Genomic DNA, 18,909 nt, shown 5'->3' on the forward strand with positions numbered 1-18,909 from the left:
TTGCCCGCCCCAACTGAGACGACCTCTTAAGCGCCCCTTCGTCACCGCCGTCAGAGGTGGTTACGTTCCGTTCTCGGCGCGGTCTTGAGATGCGCGCCGATTTTCTGGAACGCGGTCCATGCCTCGTGGTCGGTCCCGTCCCCGAGGGAGTAGTGAAGCGCCGGGTCGGCAGGTGAGCCAAGTTGCCGGGGCTGTACCTCAATGGGTGAGCGGAGGGCGTGCGTGAGGCCGATCTTGCGCACCTCACGCGGGCCGAGGGTGAAGCAGACCGGAAGGGGTGGGGCCTCAAGTCGTGCCGGGAGGGTCAGGTCGGCGCGGGCAGGCCGGGTGGTGGCGAGCATGGTTGTCAGGCCGTGTTCCGAGACGAGGGTCGCGGCGAGGGACTCCAGGGCATCCAGCGGCATGTTCTGCGGTTGGTCGTAGCCGAGTGTGAGGGTGACCTCCTCGGCCACACCCGCCGTCGTACGGGCGATGCGCTGCGTGGCGATGGCCGGGCGGTCCGTGTTGCCCACGACGATGAGCTGCGTGGAAGCAGGGGCCCGGTCGCGAGCCAGATCGGTCAACTGGTGCGGGGACCACGGCAGGTTGACGGGCTCCGCGGTGCCCCAACCGGCGGGCGGCGCACCGGTGAGGTGCTGCCAGGCCGCTGCCAGTGCGCGGCCGAGGACGAGTTGCTCGTCCGGTGCATGCACCGTGCGAAAGGAAAGTGCGAGCTGTCGCTGCCGGGTGGACACGGCTCCTGCGGCGAAAGCGTCGGCGACCGTGGTGCCGGTCGGCAGGAACGTGCCGTTCTGCCAGGAGAGTTGAACGCCCGAGAGGCCGTCGTAGTAGCCGTCGGCCGGGTCCTGCACCACCCAACGGTTGGGCGTCCCGCCCAGCGCCGCGCGCAGCGGCAGTGTGAGGCGGGTGTGGGGAGGTGTGACCACGTGCAGGGCACGGTTGGCCTGTGCTGCGGTGCGCAGGATGTCGGAGAGCCAGGCGGTGAGGGGGAGGAGCGGCCGGTCCGCCAGGATGACGGCTGTCGAGTCGGTCAGGGTGTCGACGCCGGAGGGCGCTGCTTCGTCGTTCTCATCCACGTTGGCCAAAACACGTGCGGTGTGCGCGGCTCTGGGCGGCCAGACGGTCCCGCCGAGCAGCGTTGTCAGCCGACCACAGACGGAGCCTGCCAAGGATGGCGCCTCAGGAAGGCCGACGCAGGCACGCAACTCGGTCCACCAGAACGGCAGCTCCGGGGCGGCCACCTGATCTCCGAGAAGGCGGCGGGCCTCGCCCGGCACGTGCACAAGAACCGGCGATTCCACCGAGACCAGCGGACGGCCAGCAGCCGTACACAACTGGATGACCGCACCGTCGTCGGTAGCCGCCAGACCGAGATCGGGGCCGCCCGCATGCAGCGCGGTCAGCAGTGACCGGCCGTCGGGCATCTTCGGGGTGAGCGCTATGACGTCTTTTGTCATGCGTTGCGTTCCATCGATTCAGCGGCGAGTCCCGCCTGCTCGTTCATTCCGATCTCGTCTTTCACAGTCTGCTGCTCACGTCAGGACCCAGGCCATTCTCATCCGGCTCCGAATTGGCGACACCCTCAACGGTGGATGCTCCGAAGAATGTCCGCTCACCAGGTTCCGGGAGCATGCCGAGGAGCTCAGTGAGGTCTGCCAGTGCGGCAGCGAGTCGTGGAGCGTTGTTCCGATGGATCTCTGGGTGCGGACGTCCCGCGAAGTCGTATCGGGACCAGATGTCGTGATGCACGGACAGTTCAGCCGAGAGACCACTGGGGGCCGTCCAGAGCGATAGGTCTAGCAGCCGGTACTCGGTCAGGGACTGCCCTCCCGCGTCGATCCACGTTCCGCTGCCGAGAACGTTGAAGTCGGTGATGATGGCGGCGGGGTGGGCGGCTGGGCGACTGCCACGTACCCGCTCCGGAAGGCGGGGGTCCCCCAGAGGCGTCTTGGCGAGCACAAGAGTGCTGGTGATGCCGGTTGTCCCGGCCCCTAGGACGGACCAGCCGTACTCGATCTGGAGGGGGGTGAGGAGCTCAAGCCTGGCCAGCACGTCACACATGTGTGCCGCGACGGAGAGGGCTGACTCCAATCCCGGCTCGGCAAAGCTGTCGAGATCCCAGTACCAGGAACCGCGTTCCCTCGGCGCGCGCATCAGCCTCGACAATGTTCTGTCCTTACGGAGCTGACCTCGTGTGGCATGTTTACTCTCGCCCTGAAAGGTCTTGCAGATCTTCCAATGACGGTGCGGTTCGCAGTGAGCCCGCCAAGACAGTGCCGGATCTAAAGTCACCCTGCCACCCTGCGAATTCACGCAGCGCATCGGAGGGGCGGAGACCACGCCGTTTTGCTTCACTCAGACGTGCCAGCCATTCCTTTCCGGCGTCGAGAGAAATGTCACCGGCTGGCGTACGCGGCTCGTAGCCTGCCGCATTTTCACTGTCCGACGCCCAGAGGTAACCGATCACTTGGTCTCTCAGCGCTACTTCGGCGAACGTGACGGGTGATTCGGCCTGTGTCTCGAAGTGAGGAGAATTCGGCGGCAACTGTCCCAGGAGCCAGTCGGTTCGCCGCGGCACTTCGAACATGTACCAGGAATCCAGCAAGTCCGGGTCCTCATCCGGAAGGTCCTCGAACCCAGTGGTGGTCGGAGTGCCGTACGAAGTGGGGTCCGATGGAACAACCTCGACCCTGGTGATCCGCGTGATCTCCGCGAGCGCCGCTGCAAGGCGAGGAGCGTTTTCGCGCTGCACCTCGCTCTGCCTGTGACCGCGCAGATCATGAGACATCCAGGCGTCGGAGAAGGTTCGGAGCGTGACCGTTCCAGCGCCGCTCGCCCAGGCATCGACTGAGATCACGAACAGTTTCTGAACGCGTCGGGGGACTCCTGATGTGCGAAGCAGGACGCCGGGCGTGGCAAGGTCGACGGTTACCAATCGGGACTGTGAGGGGTCCACAGACCGTAGCGCCTGCGAGAGTTCGTCGTCGGTTGCAGTCATGTCCATGGGCACGCACACACGTTTTAGGTCGAGCAGCAATTCACCTTCGTGCTTGCCGTACACGGTGACATCCGCTTGAGCGTCTCCCTCGGCGAGACCGCACGCCCGCAGAGCCGTCCACGCGGTGAGTACCTGCTGCACACATCGCTTGGACGGATTGTCGTGCGGCTGCTGCGTCTTGGTCTCCCAGGACCAGCTGCCGACCGGCATCGTCGTAATCACAGAACACCTCGCGGGTCGACCTTGGAGCCCGGTGGAATCACGATCGTTCCGTCCTCCAGCCGGATCACGAACAGGATGCCACGCCCCTTCTCACTCTTGACCGAGTGCTCACCTCGGTTTACCTGGAGAAGTTCCTCCGGAATCCCCCTGGCTTCCCATTCAGCAATGGTTCCTTGGGCATCCACGAGCATGATCCTTTGGTCGACATTCGATTTCGATAGCTGACCAAGATTGTCCGCCTTCGTAATGTTCTCAAACGGGTTCCGCGGATTATCCAGACGCTTTAGCTGATACCCCCAGCTTTCTCCCGCCTCGTCCACGACGCGGACATCAATATCCGCCTTGATCGACGCATTCTTCTGCTCGAAGGAGATATCACGCAGGCCGCTTCTGTGGAACTGCTCGCCGAGTCGAAGCTGATCGACGGCACGAGGAACTGCGTGTAGGTTACCGGAGCCCAGAGTGGAGACCAGCTCCCTGAAGCCAGGCGACTGGGAAAAATGGCCGGAGCTAATGATTTCGGCGATTTCACTCCCGAACGGATGCTCCCCCAATCTGGCTACAATCCTCTCGAGCACCTTGGGTTTCATGGTGTTTCGCGGGATGCTCCGGATTCCCTCCCGCAGCCGCTGCTCCGCCTCGCCACCCAGTTCCATCGGACCCGATTCGCCCTGGCGTGGCGCCTGACCCTCAGGGCCGCCACCGCCCGAAGGGCCGCCTGCGCTGTTACCACCATGCACATCCGGCCTGATCTCATCGCTCCCCGGGGAGCCGTGTCCGGACGTTGCGTCGGCGTGCCCGGACGCCGGGTGGTCGGAGCCACCCCCGGAACCGGTGTCGTGAGCTGCCCCGGTGCCCGACTCCGAATGAGTACTGCCCGTGTAACCAGAGGTACCACCGCTGTCTGCCGCGATGTCGTGGCCAGCCCGAGGCGCCGGCTGGCTTTCGCCGGCGTGAGCAGTGGCGTCGGTCGAGCGGGCACCTCCCACCAATTCCGGTTGGCGGGCGCCCGCCTCTGTCGGGACGGCGCGTTCGGCGGCCGAGTTCTCTACCGGGGCTTGGTCCTTGTACTGGTGGATGGTGCCGTCGGCGTTGAGGAGGTGGCCTTCCTCGACGAGGTAGACGGTCTTGCCGGTGGCTTCGTCGAGGAGGGGGATCGCGTTGTCCGGGACCCTCGGGGGGCGCAGGGCGTCGGCTTGCTGGAGCCGGTTGAGGGCGTCTCCGGAGTGGAGGTCCTTCAGGACGCGGAAGGTGTCGCCGACCTTGACGAAGGCGACCTCGCCCGCCTTGCCGACGTAGGTGAAGGGGTCGATGGCCTTGCCGACCTTGCTCGCGGCGGACAGGGCGCGGGCTCCGGCGCCGGTCCTGCCCGCCGCGGTGGCCGCCGCGCCGGCTCCTTCGGTGCCGGCGATGGTGGTCAGGACGTTGAAGCTGACGTGACCTGCGGCGCGGGAGGGGTTGGTCTGCCACTGGTCGTAGGCGACGAAGCCCTTCACCGTCTCCTTGTAGGCGGTGCGGGAGTCGCGCAGCCAGGAGGGGAGTTTGTCGGCGGGGACGAGCCACCAGGTGCCCAGCGTGGCGCTGGTGAGGACGGAGGCGGTGCCGACCTGGGCCAGGCTCTTCCACGCCTGGCCGGCCGCGTCCCAGCCGTCGCCGCCGACCAGGGTCTTCAGGCCGTGGTAGGTGCCGATCACGCCGTCTTCCCAGACGCCGTCCCAGACCTGCTTGCCCTCATGCAGCAGCCAGTCCACGCCCTCCCGCTCCCGCTCCACCGGCGCACCCCACGGGGTCGCGCCGGCCTGGTCGAGGTCCTCGGCGCGGTAGCCGTACATGTCCGGGCCGTGCGTACCGTCGTCGACGGTCAGGACCGTGCCGCCGACCAGCGCGGTGATCTTGTTGTGGCAGGCGAGTTCGGCGGCCTGGAACGCGGCGACGGTGTGGTTGACGTCCCGCCAGAGTTCGTTGTTGCGGTCGACCTTGTCCTGGTCCTTGCGCCAGTCGCCGTCCCCCGCGACCGAGTTGACGAAGGCGGTCGCGTCCGCCTTCAGCACCGCCAGCTTCTCGATCAGCGGCTGCACTGTGAAGCTGTAGTCCGACAGGGCCTGGGCGACCTGCTCCAGGTCACCGGCGAACTCGTCGGCCTTCGTCTTCACCGGCAGGGTGGTGGCGAACAGGTCCGGGGCTTCCGGGGCCCGGTAGAACGCGGCAAGCCCCTGGAAGAGGGTGTGCACGTTCCCGCCGGAGGCACGGAACTGCGCCGCGTTCGCGGACAGCAGCATCACGTCCATATCCAGCGTGGACAGGTCCCCGATGAAGTGCGGTATCCCGTCCGGGTCGATCAGATCCGCCCCGCCGCTCACTCCCGCGCCCCCGCCCGCAGACCAGGAGTGCCTCCCGCCCCCGGCAGATCCAGCCTCGGCTCCTTCGCCGCCTCCGCCTGCGCGGTCGCCGCCATCGCCAAGTCGCCCTGGACGTAATGGCCAACCGCTTCACCGGCCCCGTTCAGCGACCTCGACGCACGCTCTGCGACGTACCGCAGATCAAGGCTCCAGCGCTGCAGGAACTCACCCAGCGCCGCACCCACCGGCCCCGCCGTGCTCGTATACGGCCCCAACTGGCTGGTGATCGTCCCCGCCGCCGACGCCGCCTCCGCCAGATTCCCCTGCATCGCCACACCCGTGTCCGACAGATTCCGCGCCTCCGCACCCGACTGCGACAGAACCCCGTACACCCCGACGACGTCTATGTCCCACCCCGTCACCCTGCTCCCCCAAGTCCTGCACGCGCCAGCGGCGTGGGGCCGACATGCGGCAATCCATCCCCCGGCTCGCGACTCGCGTGCGTCCCGTGAATCGTCGAACATTCTGTCGTACGCGGCTGTGAACTCGCAGCCTGGCTCTGGTCAGCTGGCTGGATTCACGCGGTGGAACATAGTGGGGTACAGGAGGGGCTGAAGGCAGTCAGACCGGAGACTGGCGGCCAGACTCACAGTGGCTCGGCTGACGGAACGCTGCTCGTGCAGCCGTGTCAGTCGGCCTCGCCGCCCGTAGGAGCGTCGATGGGCGGCAGTGCGTCAACGACGAAGGATCCCATCCCGGGCTCGGTGTAAACCAAGCCGTCCGCGCGCAGCTGCCGGTGCACCTTCTGTGCAGTCACGTTGGCGATATTGAACTCACCTTGGAGCTGCACGACGCTCGGCACTCGCGTGCCGGGCGGATACGTCCCGTCTTTGATTCGGGCGGTGATGATCTCGTGCACCTGTCGCCACCTGGGGCGATTGTCCGCTAGCTCCATATAGCGCAGCGTAGGCAGCCATGATTTGATCCAGCGATCGTCAGTACGCCGTATCGCGCCATGTCAGGGTATGGCATGGTTGGAATGGAGAAGACCCCTGCGACGGGTGGAGCCGTCCAGGGGCGTGGCCACCAACCCCATGGAGGTTGATAACGGTGAGCATTATCCACGCGATCGTGCGGTGGACTCTGGGTGTGTTCGTGCGCGGCAACGGTGGGCCGCAGCCGTGTGCGCGATCCACCGCACCGGCATCCGCCGGACGGCCGGAGGCGTCCCATACGGCCGCCCCGTCGCGCCCCGTTCAGCGGCCGCCGTACAGGCATGACGTGCCCCTCGACGAGTACGAGGCGGGCCTGGCCCGTCTCTACGTCCTTGAAGCCGACCGTGAGCGTGAGCGGCTGTGGCAGCGACGGCGGCGTCTGGCTGCTGGGCTCGGGACCGACTTCGGGATCGACCGTGACCGGCATGTGGTCGTCGATGAGGCGGTGGCCAGGTGAGCGGGCAGAGCGAAGATTCCGGGACGTCCCCGCGCCGGAGGCGGGCGCCGGTCCGGATGTGCGTGCGCTGTGGCGCGATCACCGATGTGCCGGTCGTAGTCTCGGAAGTGCACCAGAACACCGGGCCTGGGTTCACGGTATATGCCTGCCGCGACTGCGCCCCGCTGTTCCCGAAGGTGCCAGACGTGCTCACCTTCCTACCCTCCGCCCACAGTGGGGGTGAGGATCAGTGAGCGCACACAGTGCCGTGGACGCATCCCGGCTGTCAGCCGAGTGCGCGGTCGCCCGCGAGGACGGCTACGGAGACCTGCACGCACGATGCCGCCGGATCGAGGACGTCCCCCTGCCCCACGGCCGGGGCCTGATCCTCGTTGCCCGCTGCCCCTGCCTGTGCCATGCGCCGACCGGAGGGAGAGGAAGGGTGAACCGGGCGGACATTTCCTGCACCGGCCTGGAGCAGTCACCGACACTGCCCGCTGGGCAGCGTCTCGTGGAGCAGCCGTACGTGTACCCGGACGCCGGACAGTGCAGCCGAGACGCCTTCGACGCGTCGGGTGAGGAGGGCACCCGTTGAACGCCGGAATCCCTCCCCAACCGGGCCGCTCGCGGCTGACCCTCAGCACCTACCGTCTCGATGCGCAACAGCGCCGGGTCGACCAGACCGAGACGCGTACGTTCGGTGCGGTCACCGTCCCGCCGGTGTCCCTGGCGTGGCCCCCGTGCCGCTGTCCGCGTTGCCGGACCGGCCACGGCCCGCGCGGCCGGTAGCGGTCCCTCGCAGATGGCCGCCCGCCCTCCGAGGGGCGGGCGGCCCCGAGGCTGCCGGACGTGCGGTTACCCCAGAGCGGTGGGTCGTGAGCCTCTGAGGTACCGACACAATGTGGCGCGTCTGCATGGCTGAAACCCATGTGCACCGTTGAACGCTGCCGTCGTAGCCCCCGAAGATGGTCATGAGCGTCCCACCCCATGCTCCACGGGGGCTGGGCGGCGGGCACGGCGTCGGCGTTTCGAGGCCGGTGAAACGGGGGCTGAGTGGTGTTTGCGGGTAGCGGTGCGGTCATGAGCGGTGCGCGATGAAGAACCGTCTGCAGATCGCGCTTCAGATCATCCTCGCACTGGTCGCCTGCTTACTCGGGATCGCCACCAACTACGCGACCAGTACCGACGATGTTCCCTGGGTGCTGGAGGCGATTCAGCGGGTCTCCGTGCCGGCGATCGGGCTGCTTGTCGTGGCCTTGGTGGTCGGGCAGGTCGTCGCCTACCGGCTGGAGAATCCCGCGCCGCCTCGGATCGAGTGGCCGCGTGAGCGGGTTCCGTACCCGGGCCTCGACGCGTTCGGCGAGGACGAGGCGCCCGTCTACTTCGGCCGGGAGGCGCAGGCGGTCGAGCTGACACGCAGGCTGCACACCACCGCGACCCGACCCGCGGACAGGTTCTTGCTGCTGGTCGGGGCGTCCGGGAGCGGAAAGTCCTCGCTGGTCAGGGCGGGGGTAATGCCCCGGCTGCGGGAACGCCGCTGGACCGTTGTGCCGGCCTTCGCTCCTGGTCCCAACCCTTTGGGTGCCCTCGCGGGAGCACTGGCGGCGCTCGCCGACGGGCAGGAATCGGCGAGTGCCGTACTGCGCAGACTGCGCCACGGGCCAGACGCGCTGCACGCCGAGTTGTCCAGGCTGCGCGGAGGCAGGTTCCGGCGAGTACTCCTCGTGGTCGACCAGTTCGAGGAACTCGTAACCCTCGCCGGAGAGCGCGAACGTGCCCAGTTCCTCGAAGCGCTGCAAACGTGCGTGGAACAGGACCCGGCGATTCGTGTGCTGGCCACCCTTCGAGTGGACCTGCTCGGCAGACTCCTCGGCACCGGACACGCGGAACTCTTTCAGCAGCCCGTCGTCATTGGTTCGTTGGGCAGGGCACAGCTCGCCGAAGTCGTGGAGCGCCCCGGCGCGCTCGTCGGCCTCGGGTTCGAGCCCGGGGTCGTCGACACCATCGTGAGCGAGACCGGGACGGACGACGCTCTGCCGCTGCTCGCCTACCTCCTTCAGGAGTTGTACTTCGCCGCCGGCCCCGGAGAGACGGTGACCGAGGAGCTTTACCGGCGGCTCGGCGGGGTATCGGGCGCATTGGCACGCCAGGCGGACATCACGGTGACCGGCCTCGGCACGGGTATCGGCATCGGCTCCGTCCTCCGCGTCCTGCTCAGATTCGTCACCGTCGACGGCCAGGACGTGGCTCGCCGCAAGGTGCCGCTGTCCGAACTCGATGAACGGGATCGCCATGTCGTCGACGCGTTTGTCGAGGCGCGGCTACTGCGTACCGACGTCTCGGGTGACGACTCCTCAACCAGCAGGGAGCCCTACGCACAGGTGACGCACGAGGCTCTCTTCCGCCAGTGGGCTCCTCTGCGGCAGGAGGTCGAGGCCCGAGCCGAACGACTGCGTGAGCGCGCCGAGCTGGAGCGGTGGGCGGCCGACTGGGAGCGGGCCGGGCGCAGCGACGACTACCTCCTCACCGGGGAACGTCTCACGGCGGCCCGGCGCTGGCTCGAAGCACTGGAGGAGTCCGGACAGGCGTCAGCACCTGCCCGCGCGCTGGTCGAGTCCTCGCAGCGGCGTGACCTGACCTTCCTGAAGCAGGTCTCCGACAGTATCGGCCGCCAGGTGCTCCAGAGCGCGGGGAGCGAACCGGAACGCTCCCTGCTGCTCTCCCTCGCCGCACTCGGCGAGTGCGCGTCCACCCCCTCGGCCAGGCGCGGGCTGATGGCCGCGCTGGCGGCGAGTCACCTCCGTTCCCGGCTCGACGGACACACCGACACCGTCCGGCACATCGCCTGGTCGCCCGACGGACGCATGCTGGCCACGGCGTCCAGGGACGGCACGGCCCGCGTTCACGACGCGCCGTCCGGACGCACACTGCTGGTACTGCCCTGCGAGGGCGTGATGGTCGAGTCCGTCGCCTGGTCACCGGACTCGGCAAGGGTGGCAACCGCCGGCCGTGACCGCGTCGTGCGGATCTGGGATGCCATCTCGGGGGAGCCGGTCCGACTTCTCACGGGCGCCGGAGACCTCAACAGGCAGGTGGCCTGGTCACCGGACGGCAGGCACGTCGCGGCGAGCTCGAAGGACCGGATCGTACGGGTGTGGGACGCCGACAGTGGGCGACTCGTGCACGAGCTGCATGGGCACGGCGAGGACGTGTGGGGCGTGGCCTGGTCGCCGGATGGCAATCGCCTCGCCTCCGCCGCACACGACCAGACCGCAATCGTGTGGGACCTGGCAACCAGGACAGCGGCCACCACACTCACCGGGCACTCGGACTTCGTCGAGGGCATCGCCTGGTCACCCGACGGACGGCACATCGCCACCGGCTCAGGAGACCACACATCCCGCATCTGGGACTCTGACACCGGCGACCTGCGGCTGTTGCTGCGCGGGCACACCGACTACGTGTGGAACGTGGCCTGGTCGCCGGACGGGCGGAGGCTGGCCAGCGCCTCGTCCGACCGCACCGTGCGCATCGTCGGCACCGAGGACGCCAAGGTACTGGCTGTGCTGCGTGGCCACACCGACACCGTGTGGGGCGTCACCTGGGCACCATGCGGGACCATGCTGGCCACCAGCTCCACCGATGGCACCAGCATGGTGTGGGACCTGCGCCCGCGTGGAGCCGAGGACGTACTGGCCGATGGACACAGCGGCCCGGTGAACCAGGCAACGTGGTCTGGCGATGGCGGCCGCTTCGCCACCGCCTCGGACGATGGCACCGTACGCATGTGGGATGCGACCACGGGTGCCCAGGCCGGTCCGGTGACGGAGCTGGAGGATCGGGTCTGGGCCGTCGCCTGGTCTCCGCAGGGCGAACGGCTCGCGTTGAGCAGCAACAACGGTCTGTTCCGGGTCGTCGACGGGCACGGCGGAACACTGTTCGAACGCCGCGGCGACGTCGTCCAGGGGTGCGCCTGGTCTGCGGACGGCGGTCGGATCGCCACCGGTGGCCATGATGGCGCCGTGCGTGTCCTGTCCGCACAGGACGGGACCGAGCTACTGGCACTGACGGAACATCAGGACTGGGTGGGGCGTGTGGCCTGGTCGCCGAGTGGGCGGCTGCTCGCCAGCTGCTCCGACGACCGTACGTGCCGACTGTGGGACATCGGGGAGGGACGGCAGTTCACGGTGCTGCGCGGCCACGACAACTACGTGGAGGATGCGGCCTGGTCTCCGGACGAGACGAGGATCGCCACCGCTTCCGGTGACTGGACGGCCGCCGTATGGGACGTCGTCACCGGGCGGCGCATCGAGGTACTCAAGGGGCATGAGGGACGGCTTCGCGCCGTGGCCTGGTCACCCGACGGGCGGTACATCGCCACGGGCGCCGACGACCGCACCGTACGGGTGTGGTCCGCCACCACCCTTGAGGAGATCGCCGTCGTCGGCGTGCACCAGGACAAAGTGACCTCCGTGTCCTGGTCCTCCGACGGCACGCGGCTGCTCACAGGGTCGGCCGACGGAACGGCACGAGTGTGGCGGGCGGAACCGGACTATGACCGGCTGGAGGCGACCGCCCGGGGGAGAGTCTTCCGTACCCTCACTTCCGAGGAACGGCGGCAGCATCTGCTGCCGCTCGCCCCCTGAGCGATGGTGTGATCAGTAGACCGCTTCGACCGTACGGTCTTCGGTGCGAACAAGGTAGTCGTCCGGGTTCAGCCCCATGGCTTTGCGCTGAGGAGACGACCAGTAGAGCGCATTGCGTTCGGCGAAGGTCTCGGAGCCCTCGTACGAGATCAGCCAGACGAACTGGTTGTGCTCCCGGTCAACCCAGGCCCCTCCGATGGTGAACCCCAACTCCAGTCGCAGCGGCACGATTTCCGCACGCCACCGCCCCACCCACTCGTCGAGCAGACCGTCCCGGACGGTGTACGTACGCAACTGTGTGGTCTTCGGCATGCTCACATCCTCTCCGAGCAGACGGCCGTGGGGCCATGAGTCGGCGTGGAGGCTCGCATGATCCCAGTCACTTCCTGACAGGACGCTTCGTCTGCCGCCAGGATCGGATCGCCCGCTCTCCGCTCCCACATCGGGACGGACGTGATCCGGAAACCTGAGGGCCTGAAATCGGCCACGTCATTCCGCACTGGCTTTTCCGGCTTGACTGACCCCCGTATGCCTCGGGAATCGTTCGCGTAGAGATCGTGACGGAGAGTCGTTCAGGAGTCACCCATGGCTGTTCCCAGACCGCAGACGCGTCAGTTCGAGGCGTTCATGGCGAACCTGTCGTACGCGCGGCGCATGGTCGAAGCGGGCAGGATGCTGACGCCCTTCAAGTCGCCCACGATCGACATCGACGACTTCTATCGGGCGGCCTGGGTCCAGGCGGTCGCCGCCATTGATCACTGGCTGCACGAGGAGGTTCTGCGCCGGGTGGCCGAGCTGGCGGCGAAGGACAGCCCGGACATGCCGTACCAGCTACGGGTCTACGAGTTGCCGCTGCACAGGGTCGAGGCGGTGCAGCGGGGTGACGTCACCCTACCCGAGGCTGTCGTCGATCACCTGCGTGACAAGCTCGCGGGGCAGTCCCTTCAGCACCCCGGAAAGATCTCAGAGGTGCTCAAGCTCGTCACGGACAGGAAGGTGTGGTACCTGTCCGCCGGGTGGATCAACGAGACCTTCTTCCAGGGGCGTACCTCCCTGAATGAGAAGAAGCTTCGCAGTCGTTATCTGGAGATCACCCAGCGGCGCAACAAGATCGCGCACGACGCCGACCTGATTGACGGTGATCTCACGCAGCGCCGCCCCATCGACGAAGCCGCAGTGAACGACGCCATCGACTGGATCGAGCGCATCGCGCTCGCCATCGCCCACGTACTCGACGAGGAGGAGTGAGGGTCGGCCGGGGAGATGAGCCGCCCCCCGCCCCCTCCTCGTACGCTTGCCCCATGACGGAACTGCCCGCCCGGCGTCTCCTCCTGGTGCACGCGCACCCGGACGACGAGTCGATCAACAACGGCGCGACCATGGCCAAGTACGCGGCCGAGGGTGCTCGTGTGACCCTGGTCACCTGCACGCTCGGTGAGCTCGGGGAGGTCATTCCGCCGGAGCTGCGGCATCTGAGCGGTGCCGCTCTCGGGGAGTTCCGACTCGGCGAACTCAGCGCCGCGATGCGGGAGGTCGGGGTCGACGACTTCCGGCTGCTCGGCGGTGCCGGGCGGTACCGCGACTCCGGGATGATGGGGCTCCCGGACAATGACGATCCGGCCTGCTTCTGGCGGGCCGATGTCGACGAGGCGGCCGGGCATCTGGTTCAGGTGATCCTGGAGATCCGGCCCCAGGTGCTCGTCACGTATGACGACAACGGCGGCTATGGGCACCCTGATCACATCCAGGCCCATCGCGTCGCCATGCGGGCTGCACAGCTGGCCGCCGAGGCCGGCTGGAGCATCCCCAAGGTCTACTGGAACCGCGCCCCGCGGTCCGTCGTCGAGGAAGCCTTCGCGCGGCTTCAGGGTGAGCTGCCCGGGCTGCCCTTCGGGAAGAGTGCCGTCGTCGGTGACGTACCCGGGGTCGTCGACGACGAGCGGATCACCACCGTGATCGACGGCAGCGGCCACGCCGCCGCCAAGGCCGCCGCCATGCGCGCGCACGCCACCCAGATCGAGGTCGCCCCCGAGGAGCGGTACTTCGCGCTGTCGAACGAACTGGCACAGCCCCTCCTCGCCACCGAGTACTACGAGCTGGTGCGCGGCGAGCGCCCCGGGAGCCGTGAGACCGACCTGTTCGAGGGGGCCGTGTGATGTCCGAGCGCGGGTCCTCGCTCGCCCAGCCGCTGCGCGCCCCCTCCGCCGGGCGGGTCGTTGCCCTTCTGGGCCTCTTCCTGCTCGGCGCGGTCACCGGCGCCGCCGGGGCGCTGGTGCAGGCCGGCTGGTTCCCCGGCGGGCTGCTGCTGGCGTTCGCCGGTTCCGCCGGGCTGTTCCTCGGTGGGGCCCGCGCGCTCGGCAGCCGTGCCGGGGCCGTCGCGCCCGCCGCCGGCTGGATGATCGCCGTCATGCTGCTCACCGCGTCCCGCCCGGAGGGCGACTTCCTGTTCGGCGTCGGAGGCGGCTCCTATCTCTTCCTGCTCGGCGGCATGGCCCTCGCTGTGATCTGCGCCACCCTCGCTCCGGTGCGGCAACCGATGGGTGATGAAGTCCGACTTGGCAAGTGACGTACCGGTTCGCCACGGCGTGAGCGTGCGTATCCCGTGTGGGTTTCCCCGGCGGTCATGGGATACGGGCGAGAAGTGGCCAGTATGGTGGACCGCGCCGCCGAGCATCCCCCTGCCGACGACTCCGGTCGAGGCTGGGTCACCCCCCATGTGAGGTCGTGGCGGGCGGCGGAGCCAACCTGGAGAACCTGCCTTGAGTCGTGAAACTGACAGTCCGTCCTCCGGGCCCAACGGGCGCGGCGGAGCCGCGTACCCCTCGGGCACGCCGCCGTACGGAACCCCTGTGGTGTCCGACGGCGGTCCGGACGCGGGCCGTTCGGCCGCCCAGCCGGAGGAACGCAAGACCGAGACCACGCTGACGACCCGGATCCGCATCAACATCCCCGGATCCCGGCCCATTCCGCCGGTCGTCGTGCGCAAGCCCGTAGGGGACGCGGAGGGGAACGCCGGGGACGACACCGGTACCGACGCGCAGACCACGGGCACCATGGGCGTCGTCGGGGCGACGACGGCCGCGCCCGCGACGCCCCGGCCGCCGGCGGCCGAGAGCGCGCCCGCGGCCGAGGAGAAGACCAGCGACTGGTTCGCGCCCCGCAAGTCCGCCGCGAACAAGGGCGGTCAGGGCAGCGGCTCCACCAATGGTGCAGGGATGCCCGGCGGTTCGGGCGCGCCCGCGCCCGCGGCCCCCTCCGCGCCGTCAACTCCTTCCGCTTCCCCGGCCGGTCCGGCGGCCGGCGCGCCGCGTCCCGGCGCGGGGGCCGGGCGCCCCGGCGGTGTGGTCGGCTCCATGTCCGCGCCGGGCGGCCCCCGTTCGGGCACCAAGGGTGGCGGTACGGGCGCCAAGGGCGGCGCCGGTCTGCCCGGCGGCGCCACCGGCGGCCCGGTCGCCCCCGGGCACGGCGGCGGCACCGGCTCCTTCGACGTGACCGAGGCGCTGACCGCGAGCTCCCGCCCGGGCGCCGCGGCGGGTGCCCCGGAGGCGAACCGCGACGACCTGCCGTACTTCTCGGAGGACGCCGCGCACCAGAACCCGGGCGGCCGCCCCGCGTACGGCTCCGCGCCGAACGGGCCGAACGGGCTGAACAGCGCGAACGGGTTGAACGGCGCGAACGGGCCGAACGGTCAGGGCCACGCCGCCCCGGCCGGCTACGAGGACTTCAGCGCCTACGAGGACTTCCAGGACTACGGCGGCCCCCAGAACCAGGGCGGCGGCCGGCGCGGCCCGGCCGGACCGACCACCGGCCCGGTCACCGGGGACGGCCCGATGGTGCCCCCAGCCACGGGCGACACACGGCCGCCCGGACCCGCGGGCCCGGGCGCCCCGGCCCGCCAGGGTGCCCCCGGGGGTGTCCCCGGCGCCCCGCTCCCCGGCGGCGGCCTGAGCGACGACACCGCGATCCTCACCCCGCAGAAGCCGGCCCCCGAGCCCGGCCCGAACGGCGGCTTCCCCCGCCCCGACAACGTCTCCGGGCACACCGTCACCAGCGGCATCCCGGTCGTACCCCCGTCCGGCGCCGCCCCGGGCGCTTCCCTCGGCGCCCCGAGCGGCCCGGGCACGTCCCCGGCCGGCGGTCCGCGGCAGCAGACCGCGCCCAAGCCGGCGACGGACACATCCGCGGCGCAGCAGAAGAAGAACAAGAAGGGCCGCAGCAAGCTGGTCCTGCTCGGCGGTGTGCTGGTCGTCGCCGCCGCCGGTGTCTACGGCGCCGGCCTGCTGATGAACCACTCCGACGTGCCCAAGGGCACCACCGTGCTGGGTGTCGACATCGGCGGCGGCACCCGCGACGACGCCGTCAAGAAGCTCAACGACGCCTTCGACGAGCGGGTCGGCCAGGCGCTGAAGCTGTCCGTCGACGGTGACACCGTCACCCTCAAGCCGGACCAGGCGGGCCTGCAGTTCGACATGCAGGCGACCGTCGACGCGGCCGCCAAGAGCGACTACAACCCCGTCTCGGTGGTCGGCTCGCTGTTCGGCCAGAAGCGCGAGGTCGAGCCCGCGATGCCGGTCGACGAGGAGAAGCTGCAGGCGGCCCTCCAGGCCGCCGCGGGCGGCGCCGGATCGGCCGTGGACGGCACGATCAGGTTCGAGTCCGGCAAGGCCGTCGCCGTCTACGGCAAGGCGGGCAAGGGCATCGACGCGAGCGCCGCCACCGGCGCGGTCGAGGCGGCGTACCGCACCCAGGTGGAGACCGGCACCAGCACCCCCGTGCAGGTCCCGACCACCACCAAGGAGCCCACGGTCTCCAACGCCGAGGTCGACCGCATGATGAAGGAGTTCGCCGAGCCGGCGATGTCCGCCAAGGTCACGCTGCGCGCCGAGACCGGGCAGGAGATCTCCTTCAGCCCGGCGAAATCCCTCTGGAAGTTCCTCCAGGTCAAGGCCGTCGACGGCAAGCTCGTCGACAGCTACGACGAGGCCGCGCTGAAGGAGCTCTACGGCGGCACCTTCGACGGCGTCCTGATCACCCGGGGCACCGGCCAGAAGACCCCCGTCACCGTCCAGGACGTCATCAGCGCCCTGCGCCCGGCCCTGACGAGCACGACGAACCGCGTCGCGGTCATCGAGACCGACCCGAGCTGAGAAGCACACCGAGGGGGCGCCCAGGCGCCCCCTCCCTCAGTTGAGCAGCGCGCGAGCGCCCCGCGCCTGCGCCCGCACCTTCTCCGCCAGCGCCTCGTCCACGACCTCCACCAGATCCGCGTACTCCTCCATCGCCTCGGCCCCCTCGACGAAGTCGCCCCGCTGCACGAGCACCTGCCCCCGCTCGTACCGCAACCGAGCCGGGTGCGACGGCACCAGCAGCGCCAGCTCCACCGCCCACAGCGCGACATCCGCCCGCTCCGGCCGGGCCGAGGCCCACGCCCGTACGTTGTTCAGGATCCGCAGCACCACCTCCAGCGGATCCGCCGGTACCAGCATCGACCGGTCCAGCGGCGCCCCCGTCGCCCCCACCACCAGCATCTCCGCGTCCGACCCGGTCAGCACCCGCCCGCCGTCGAACGGATCGGCCAGCACCTGCTCGCCCTGCGGACCGAACCCGACGACGAAGTGCCCCGGCAGCGCCACCCCGTACACCGGCGCCCCGGCCCGCCGCGCGACCTCCAGCCACACCACCGACAGCAGGATCGGCAGCCCGCGCCGCCTGGTCAGCACGGAGTGCAGCAGCGAGGACTCCAGCCGCTCGTAGTCCGCGGCACTGCCGCGGAACCCGTACCGCTCCCCGAGCAGCTCCCGCAGCGCCACGGCCCAGGCGTGCGGTCCGCCCGGCCGGTACGGCACCTCGCCGGCCAGCCGGTCCAGCTCCATCTGCGCCGCGTCCAGACCGGCCTCGTCCAGCGTCCCGTCCGCCGTCGCGCCCAGCAGCAGGCACAACATGGCCAGATCGGGCCGCTCGGACCGCGCCTCCTCGGCGAACCGCCGTCGCAGATCGCCCGAGCGCTCGGGCGAGGGGGGAGAGGGCATACGACGCATGGCTGGCTCGTGCCCCCTCACGCCGATCGACGCGGGCCGGAAACCGGATCGGAGCCGGAGCCGGAGTCGGAACCGGGGCCGGAGCCGGAGTCGGAACCGGAAGCGGAACCGCCGGTCGGCTCCCGGTAGTGGTGGTACGCGTGATGCGCGCCGAATCCCATCCCGGCATACAGCGCCCGCGCCCCCGCGTTGTCCTCCTCCACCTGCAGCCACGCCGCCGACGCCCCCTCGTCGAGCGCCCGCCGGGCCAGCGCGGCCATGACGGCCGTGGCCAGCCCCCGCCGCCGCTGCGCCGGATCGACCTCCACGGCCGCGAACCCGGCCCACCGCCCGTCCACCACACACCGCCCGATGGCGGCCGGAGCCCCGCCCCCGGCATCCGGCACGGACGCGAACCACACCGAAGCCCCGCTGCCCAAGACCCTCAAGGCCACCTCGCTCACCCCCTTGCGCTGGTACCGCGCGAGCCATCCCTCGTCGGCCTCCCGCGCCAGCACCACACCACCAGGCTCACCCCGGTCGGCCACCGGCGCCAGTGCCCCGACCCACAGTTCGGCGGTCACCTCCCGCACCCAACCCCGCCGCTCCAGCTCCGCGCACAGCAGCTCCTGGGTGCCCCGGGCACCGGTCGCGGTCTGCACGTAGGCCGGCAGTCCGCGCGCGCCGTACCAGCGTCGTACGGCGTCCAGGGCGTCGTCGAGCGGCATCCCCGGGTCGCCCAGCGGCAGCACGGAGTTGGCGCGCCGGGTGAATCCGGCGGCGGCCCGCAGCTCCCACTCACCGAGCCGCTCGCTCTCCAGCGGCCGCCACGCGCGCGTGGAGACGTGCGCCAGCTCCTCGTACGACGCGGCGGGGCCCCGGCGTCGAGCGGGCGCGGCGGGCACCACCTTCCCGGCGACGAGTGAGGACTCGTCGATCCGGACGGCCTCCCCGTCCTTGCGTGTGATCACCAGCACACGGTCATCCCATGATGTGAGAACCCCCACCGTGTCAGTGAATTTCCCCTCCGTGACGTCACCCTTGTTCAGCCGCCGTACGGAGACGCGTTTGCCCACGTCAGCAGCGGTGATACGGACCTCGAGGCGTCCAGCGGCCGAGATTTCCACAGGTCGGTCCACCCCTCCTGTTCGGATCATGCCCAGGAACGGAGATACTAGGGGCGGGCATCGACGACGCCGCGCTCCCGCGCGCCAGGCGGCGGGGCCTGTGGGAGGCCCGCCAGCGCCCTATCGAGG

The 18,909-nt window shown here is 69.6% G+C and carries 16 protein-coding genes; 7 read left to right on the top strand and 9 right to left on the bottom strand.

The window, feature by feature from the left end; genetic code table 11:
* Window positions 1-50 precede the first annotated feature (50 nt).
* From ACH5AC_RS02500 to ACH5AC_RS02525, 6 genes are all read right to left on the bottom strand, one after another.
* On the bottom strand, window positions 51-1,457 hold the full coding sequence (locus ACH5AC_RS02500) for a DUF6177 family protein (protein WP_398859710.1): 1,407 nt from the start codon (window positions 1,455-1,457) through the stop codon (window positions 51-53).
* A 61-nt stretch (window positions 1,458-1,518) separates the two neighbouring features.
* Window positions 1,519-2,166: a hypothetical protein gene (locus ACH5AC_RS02505; RefSeq protein ID WP_398859711.1), complete on the bottom strand. Its 648-nt coding sequence runs from the start codon at window positions 2,164-2,166 to the stop codon at window positions 1,519-1,521.
* A 37-nt stretch (window positions 2,167-2,203) separates the two neighbouring features.
* Window positions 2,204-3,208: a hypothetical protein gene (locus tag ACH5AC_RS02510; RefSeq protein WP_398859712.1), complete on the bottom strand. Its 1,005-nt coding sequence runs from the start codon at window positions 3,206-3,208 to the stop codon at window positions 2,204-2,206.
* A gap of 8 nt (window positions 3,209-3,216) precedes the next feature.
* Entirely contained in the window at window positions 3,217-5,580 is a 2,364-nt protein-coding gene (locus ACH5AC_RS02515) for a hypothetical protein (RefSeq protein WP_398859713.1), read from the bottom strand.
* On the bottom strand, window positions 5,577-5,981 hold the full coding sequence (locus ACH5AC_RS02520; protein WP_398859714.1) for a DUF6507 family protein: 405 nt from the start codon (window positions 5,979-5,981) through the stop codon (window positions 5,577-5,579). The genes ACH5AC_RS02515 and ACH5AC_RS02520 overlap by 4 nt, the downstream gene beginning before the upstream one ends.
* Before the next feature lie 266 nt (window positions 5,982-6,247).
* On the bottom strand, window positions 6,248-6,478 hold the full coding sequence (locus ACH5AC_RS02525) for a GntR family transcriptional regulator (RefSeq protein ID WP_398859715.1): 231 nt from the start codon (window positions 6,476-6,478) through the stop codon (window positions 6,248-6,250).
* 362 nt (window positions 6,479-6,840) lie between these two features.
* On the opposite strand from ACH5AC_RS02525, the gene ACH5AC_RS02530 reads away from it, so the two are divergent.
* The 3 genes from ACH5AC_RS02530 (at window position 6,841) to ACH5AC_RS02540 (ending at window position 11,636) form a co-directional block, all read left to right on the top strand.
* Complete coding sequence (locus tag ACH5AC_RS02530) at window positions 6,841-7,011, top strand: hypothetical protein (protein ID WP_398859716.1); 171 nt, start codon at window positions 6,841-6,843, stop codon at window positions 7,009-7,011.
* 229 nt (window positions 7,012-7,240) lie between these two features.
* The gene (locus tag ACH5AC_RS02535; RefSeq protein WP_398859717.1) at window positions 7,241-7,585 is read left to right on the top strand and encodes a hypothetical protein; all 345 of its coding nucleotides are present in this window, start codon (window positions 7,241-7,243) and stop codon (window positions 7,583-7,585) included.
* A 499-nt stretch (window positions 7,586-8,084) separates the two neighbouring features.
* Window positions 8,085-11,636, top strand: a complete 3,552-nt coding sequence (locus tag ACH5AC_RS02540) for an AAA family ATPase (protein ID WP_398859718.1) — start codon at window positions 8,085-8,087, stop codon at window positions 11,634-11,636.
* Between the two features lie 12 nt (window positions 11,637-11,648).
* Here the strand turns inward: ACH5AC_RS02540 and ACH5AC_RS02545 are convergent, their stop codons facing one another.
* Window positions 11,649-11,948: an NIPSNAP family protein gene (locus ACH5AC_RS02545; protein ID WP_398859719.1), complete on the bottom strand. Its 300-nt coding sequence runs from the start codon at window positions 11,946-11,948 to the stop codon at window positions 11,649-11,651.
* Window positions 11,949-12,221: 273 nt separating this feature from the next.
* Between ACH5AC_RS02545 and ACH5AC_RS02550 the strand changes: the two genes are divergently transcribed.
* From ACH5AC_RS02550 to ACH5AC_RS02565, 4 genes are all read left to right on the top strand, one after another.
* Window positions 12,222-12,884, top strand: coding sequence for a hypothetical protein (locus ACH5AC_RS02550; RefSeq protein WP_398859720.1), 663 nt, complete (start codon window positions 12,222-12,224; stop codon window positions 12,882-12,884).
* 53 nt (window positions 12,885-12,937) lie between these two features.
* The gene (mshB, locus tag ACH5AC_RS02555; protein WP_398859721.1) at window positions 12,938-13,792 is read left to right on the top strand and encodes an N-acetyl-1-D-myo-inositol-2-amino-2-deoxy-alpha-D-glucopyranoside deacetylase; all 855 of its coding nucleotides are present in this window, start codon (window positions 12,938-12,940) and stop codon (window positions 13,790-13,792) included.
* Window positions 13,792-14,202 carry a DUF6113 family protein gene (locus ACH5AC_RS02560; protein WP_398859722.1) on the top strand — a complete coding sequence of 137 codons (411 nt, stop codon included), beginning with the start codon at window positions 13,792-13,794 and terminating at the stop codon, window positions 14,200-14,202. Before mshB ends, ACH5AC_RS02560 begins: the two co-directional genes overlap by 1 nt.
* Window positions 14,203-14,395: 193 nt before the next feature.
* Window positions 14,396-16,783 carry a hypothetical protein gene (locus ACH5AC_RS02565; protein ID WP_398859723.1) on the top strand — a complete coding sequence of 796 codons (2,388 nt, stop codon included), beginning with the start codon at window positions 14,396-14,398 and terminating at the stop codon, window positions 16,781-16,783.
* Between the two features lie 36 nt (window positions 16,784-16,819).
* Here the strand turns inward: ACH5AC_RS02565 and ACH5AC_RS02570 are convergent, their stop codons facing one another.
* Entirely contained in the window at window positions 16,820-17,674 is an 855-nt protein-coding gene (locus ACH5AC_RS02570) for a tetratricopeptide repeat protein (RefSeq protein ID WP_398859724.1), read from the bottom strand.
* Window positions 17,675-17,691: 17 nt separating this feature from the next.
* Window positions 17,692-18,780 (bottom strand): GNAT family N-acetyltransferase, encoded by a 1,089-nt coding sequence (locus tag ACH5AC_RS02575; protein ID WP_398860059.1) that lies wholly within the window; start codon window positions 18,778-18,780, stop codon window positions 17,692-17,694.
* Between the last annotated feature and the right edge of the window lie 129 nt (window positions 18,781-18,909).

The organism is Streptomyces sp. NPDC018693, assembly GCF_044391385.1.
In the GTDB taxonomy this organism is placed as follows: Bacteria; Actinomycetota; Actinomycetes; order Streptomycetales; family Streptomycetaceae; genus Streptomyces.

What these genes read in the sequence shown, in the direction of transcription:
- ACH5AC_RS02510 (WP_398859712.1), bottom strand. Translation starts at nt 3,208, where the DNA reads ATGCCGGTCGGCAGCTGGTCCTGGGAGACCAAGACGCAGCAGCCGCAC.
- ACH5AC_RS02570 (WP_398859724.1), bottom strand. Translation starts at nt 17,674, where the DNA reads ATGCGTCGTATGCCCTCTCCCCCCTCGCCCGAGCGCTCGGGCGATCTG.
- ACH5AC_RS02540 (WP_398859718.1), top strand. Translation starts at nt 8,085, where the DNA reads ATGAAGAACCGTCTGCAGATCGCGCTTCAGATCATCCTCGCACTGGTC.
- mshB (WP_398859721.1), top strand. Translation starts at nt 12,938, where the DNA reads ATGACGGAACTGCCCGCCCGGCGTCTCCTCCTGGTGCACGCGCACCCG.
- ACH5AC_RS02545 (WP_398859719.1), bottom strand. Translation starts at nt 11,948, where the DNA reads ATGCCGAAGACCACACAGTTGCGTACGTACACCGTCCGGGACGGTCTG.
- ACH5AC_RS02500 (WP_398859710.1), bottom strand. Translation starts at nt 1,457, where the DNA reads ATGACAAAAGACGTCATAGCGCTCACCCCGAAGATGCCCGACGGCCGG.
- ACH5AC_RS02550 (WP_398859720.1), top strand. Translation starts at nt 12,222, where the DNA reads ATGGCTGTTCCCAGACCGCAGACGCGTCAGTTCGAGGCGTTCATGGCG.
- ACH5AC_RS02560 (WP_398859722.1), top strand. Translation starts at nt 13,792, where the DNA reads ATGTCCGAGCGCGGGTCCTCGCTCGCCCAGCCGCTGCGCGCCCCCTCC.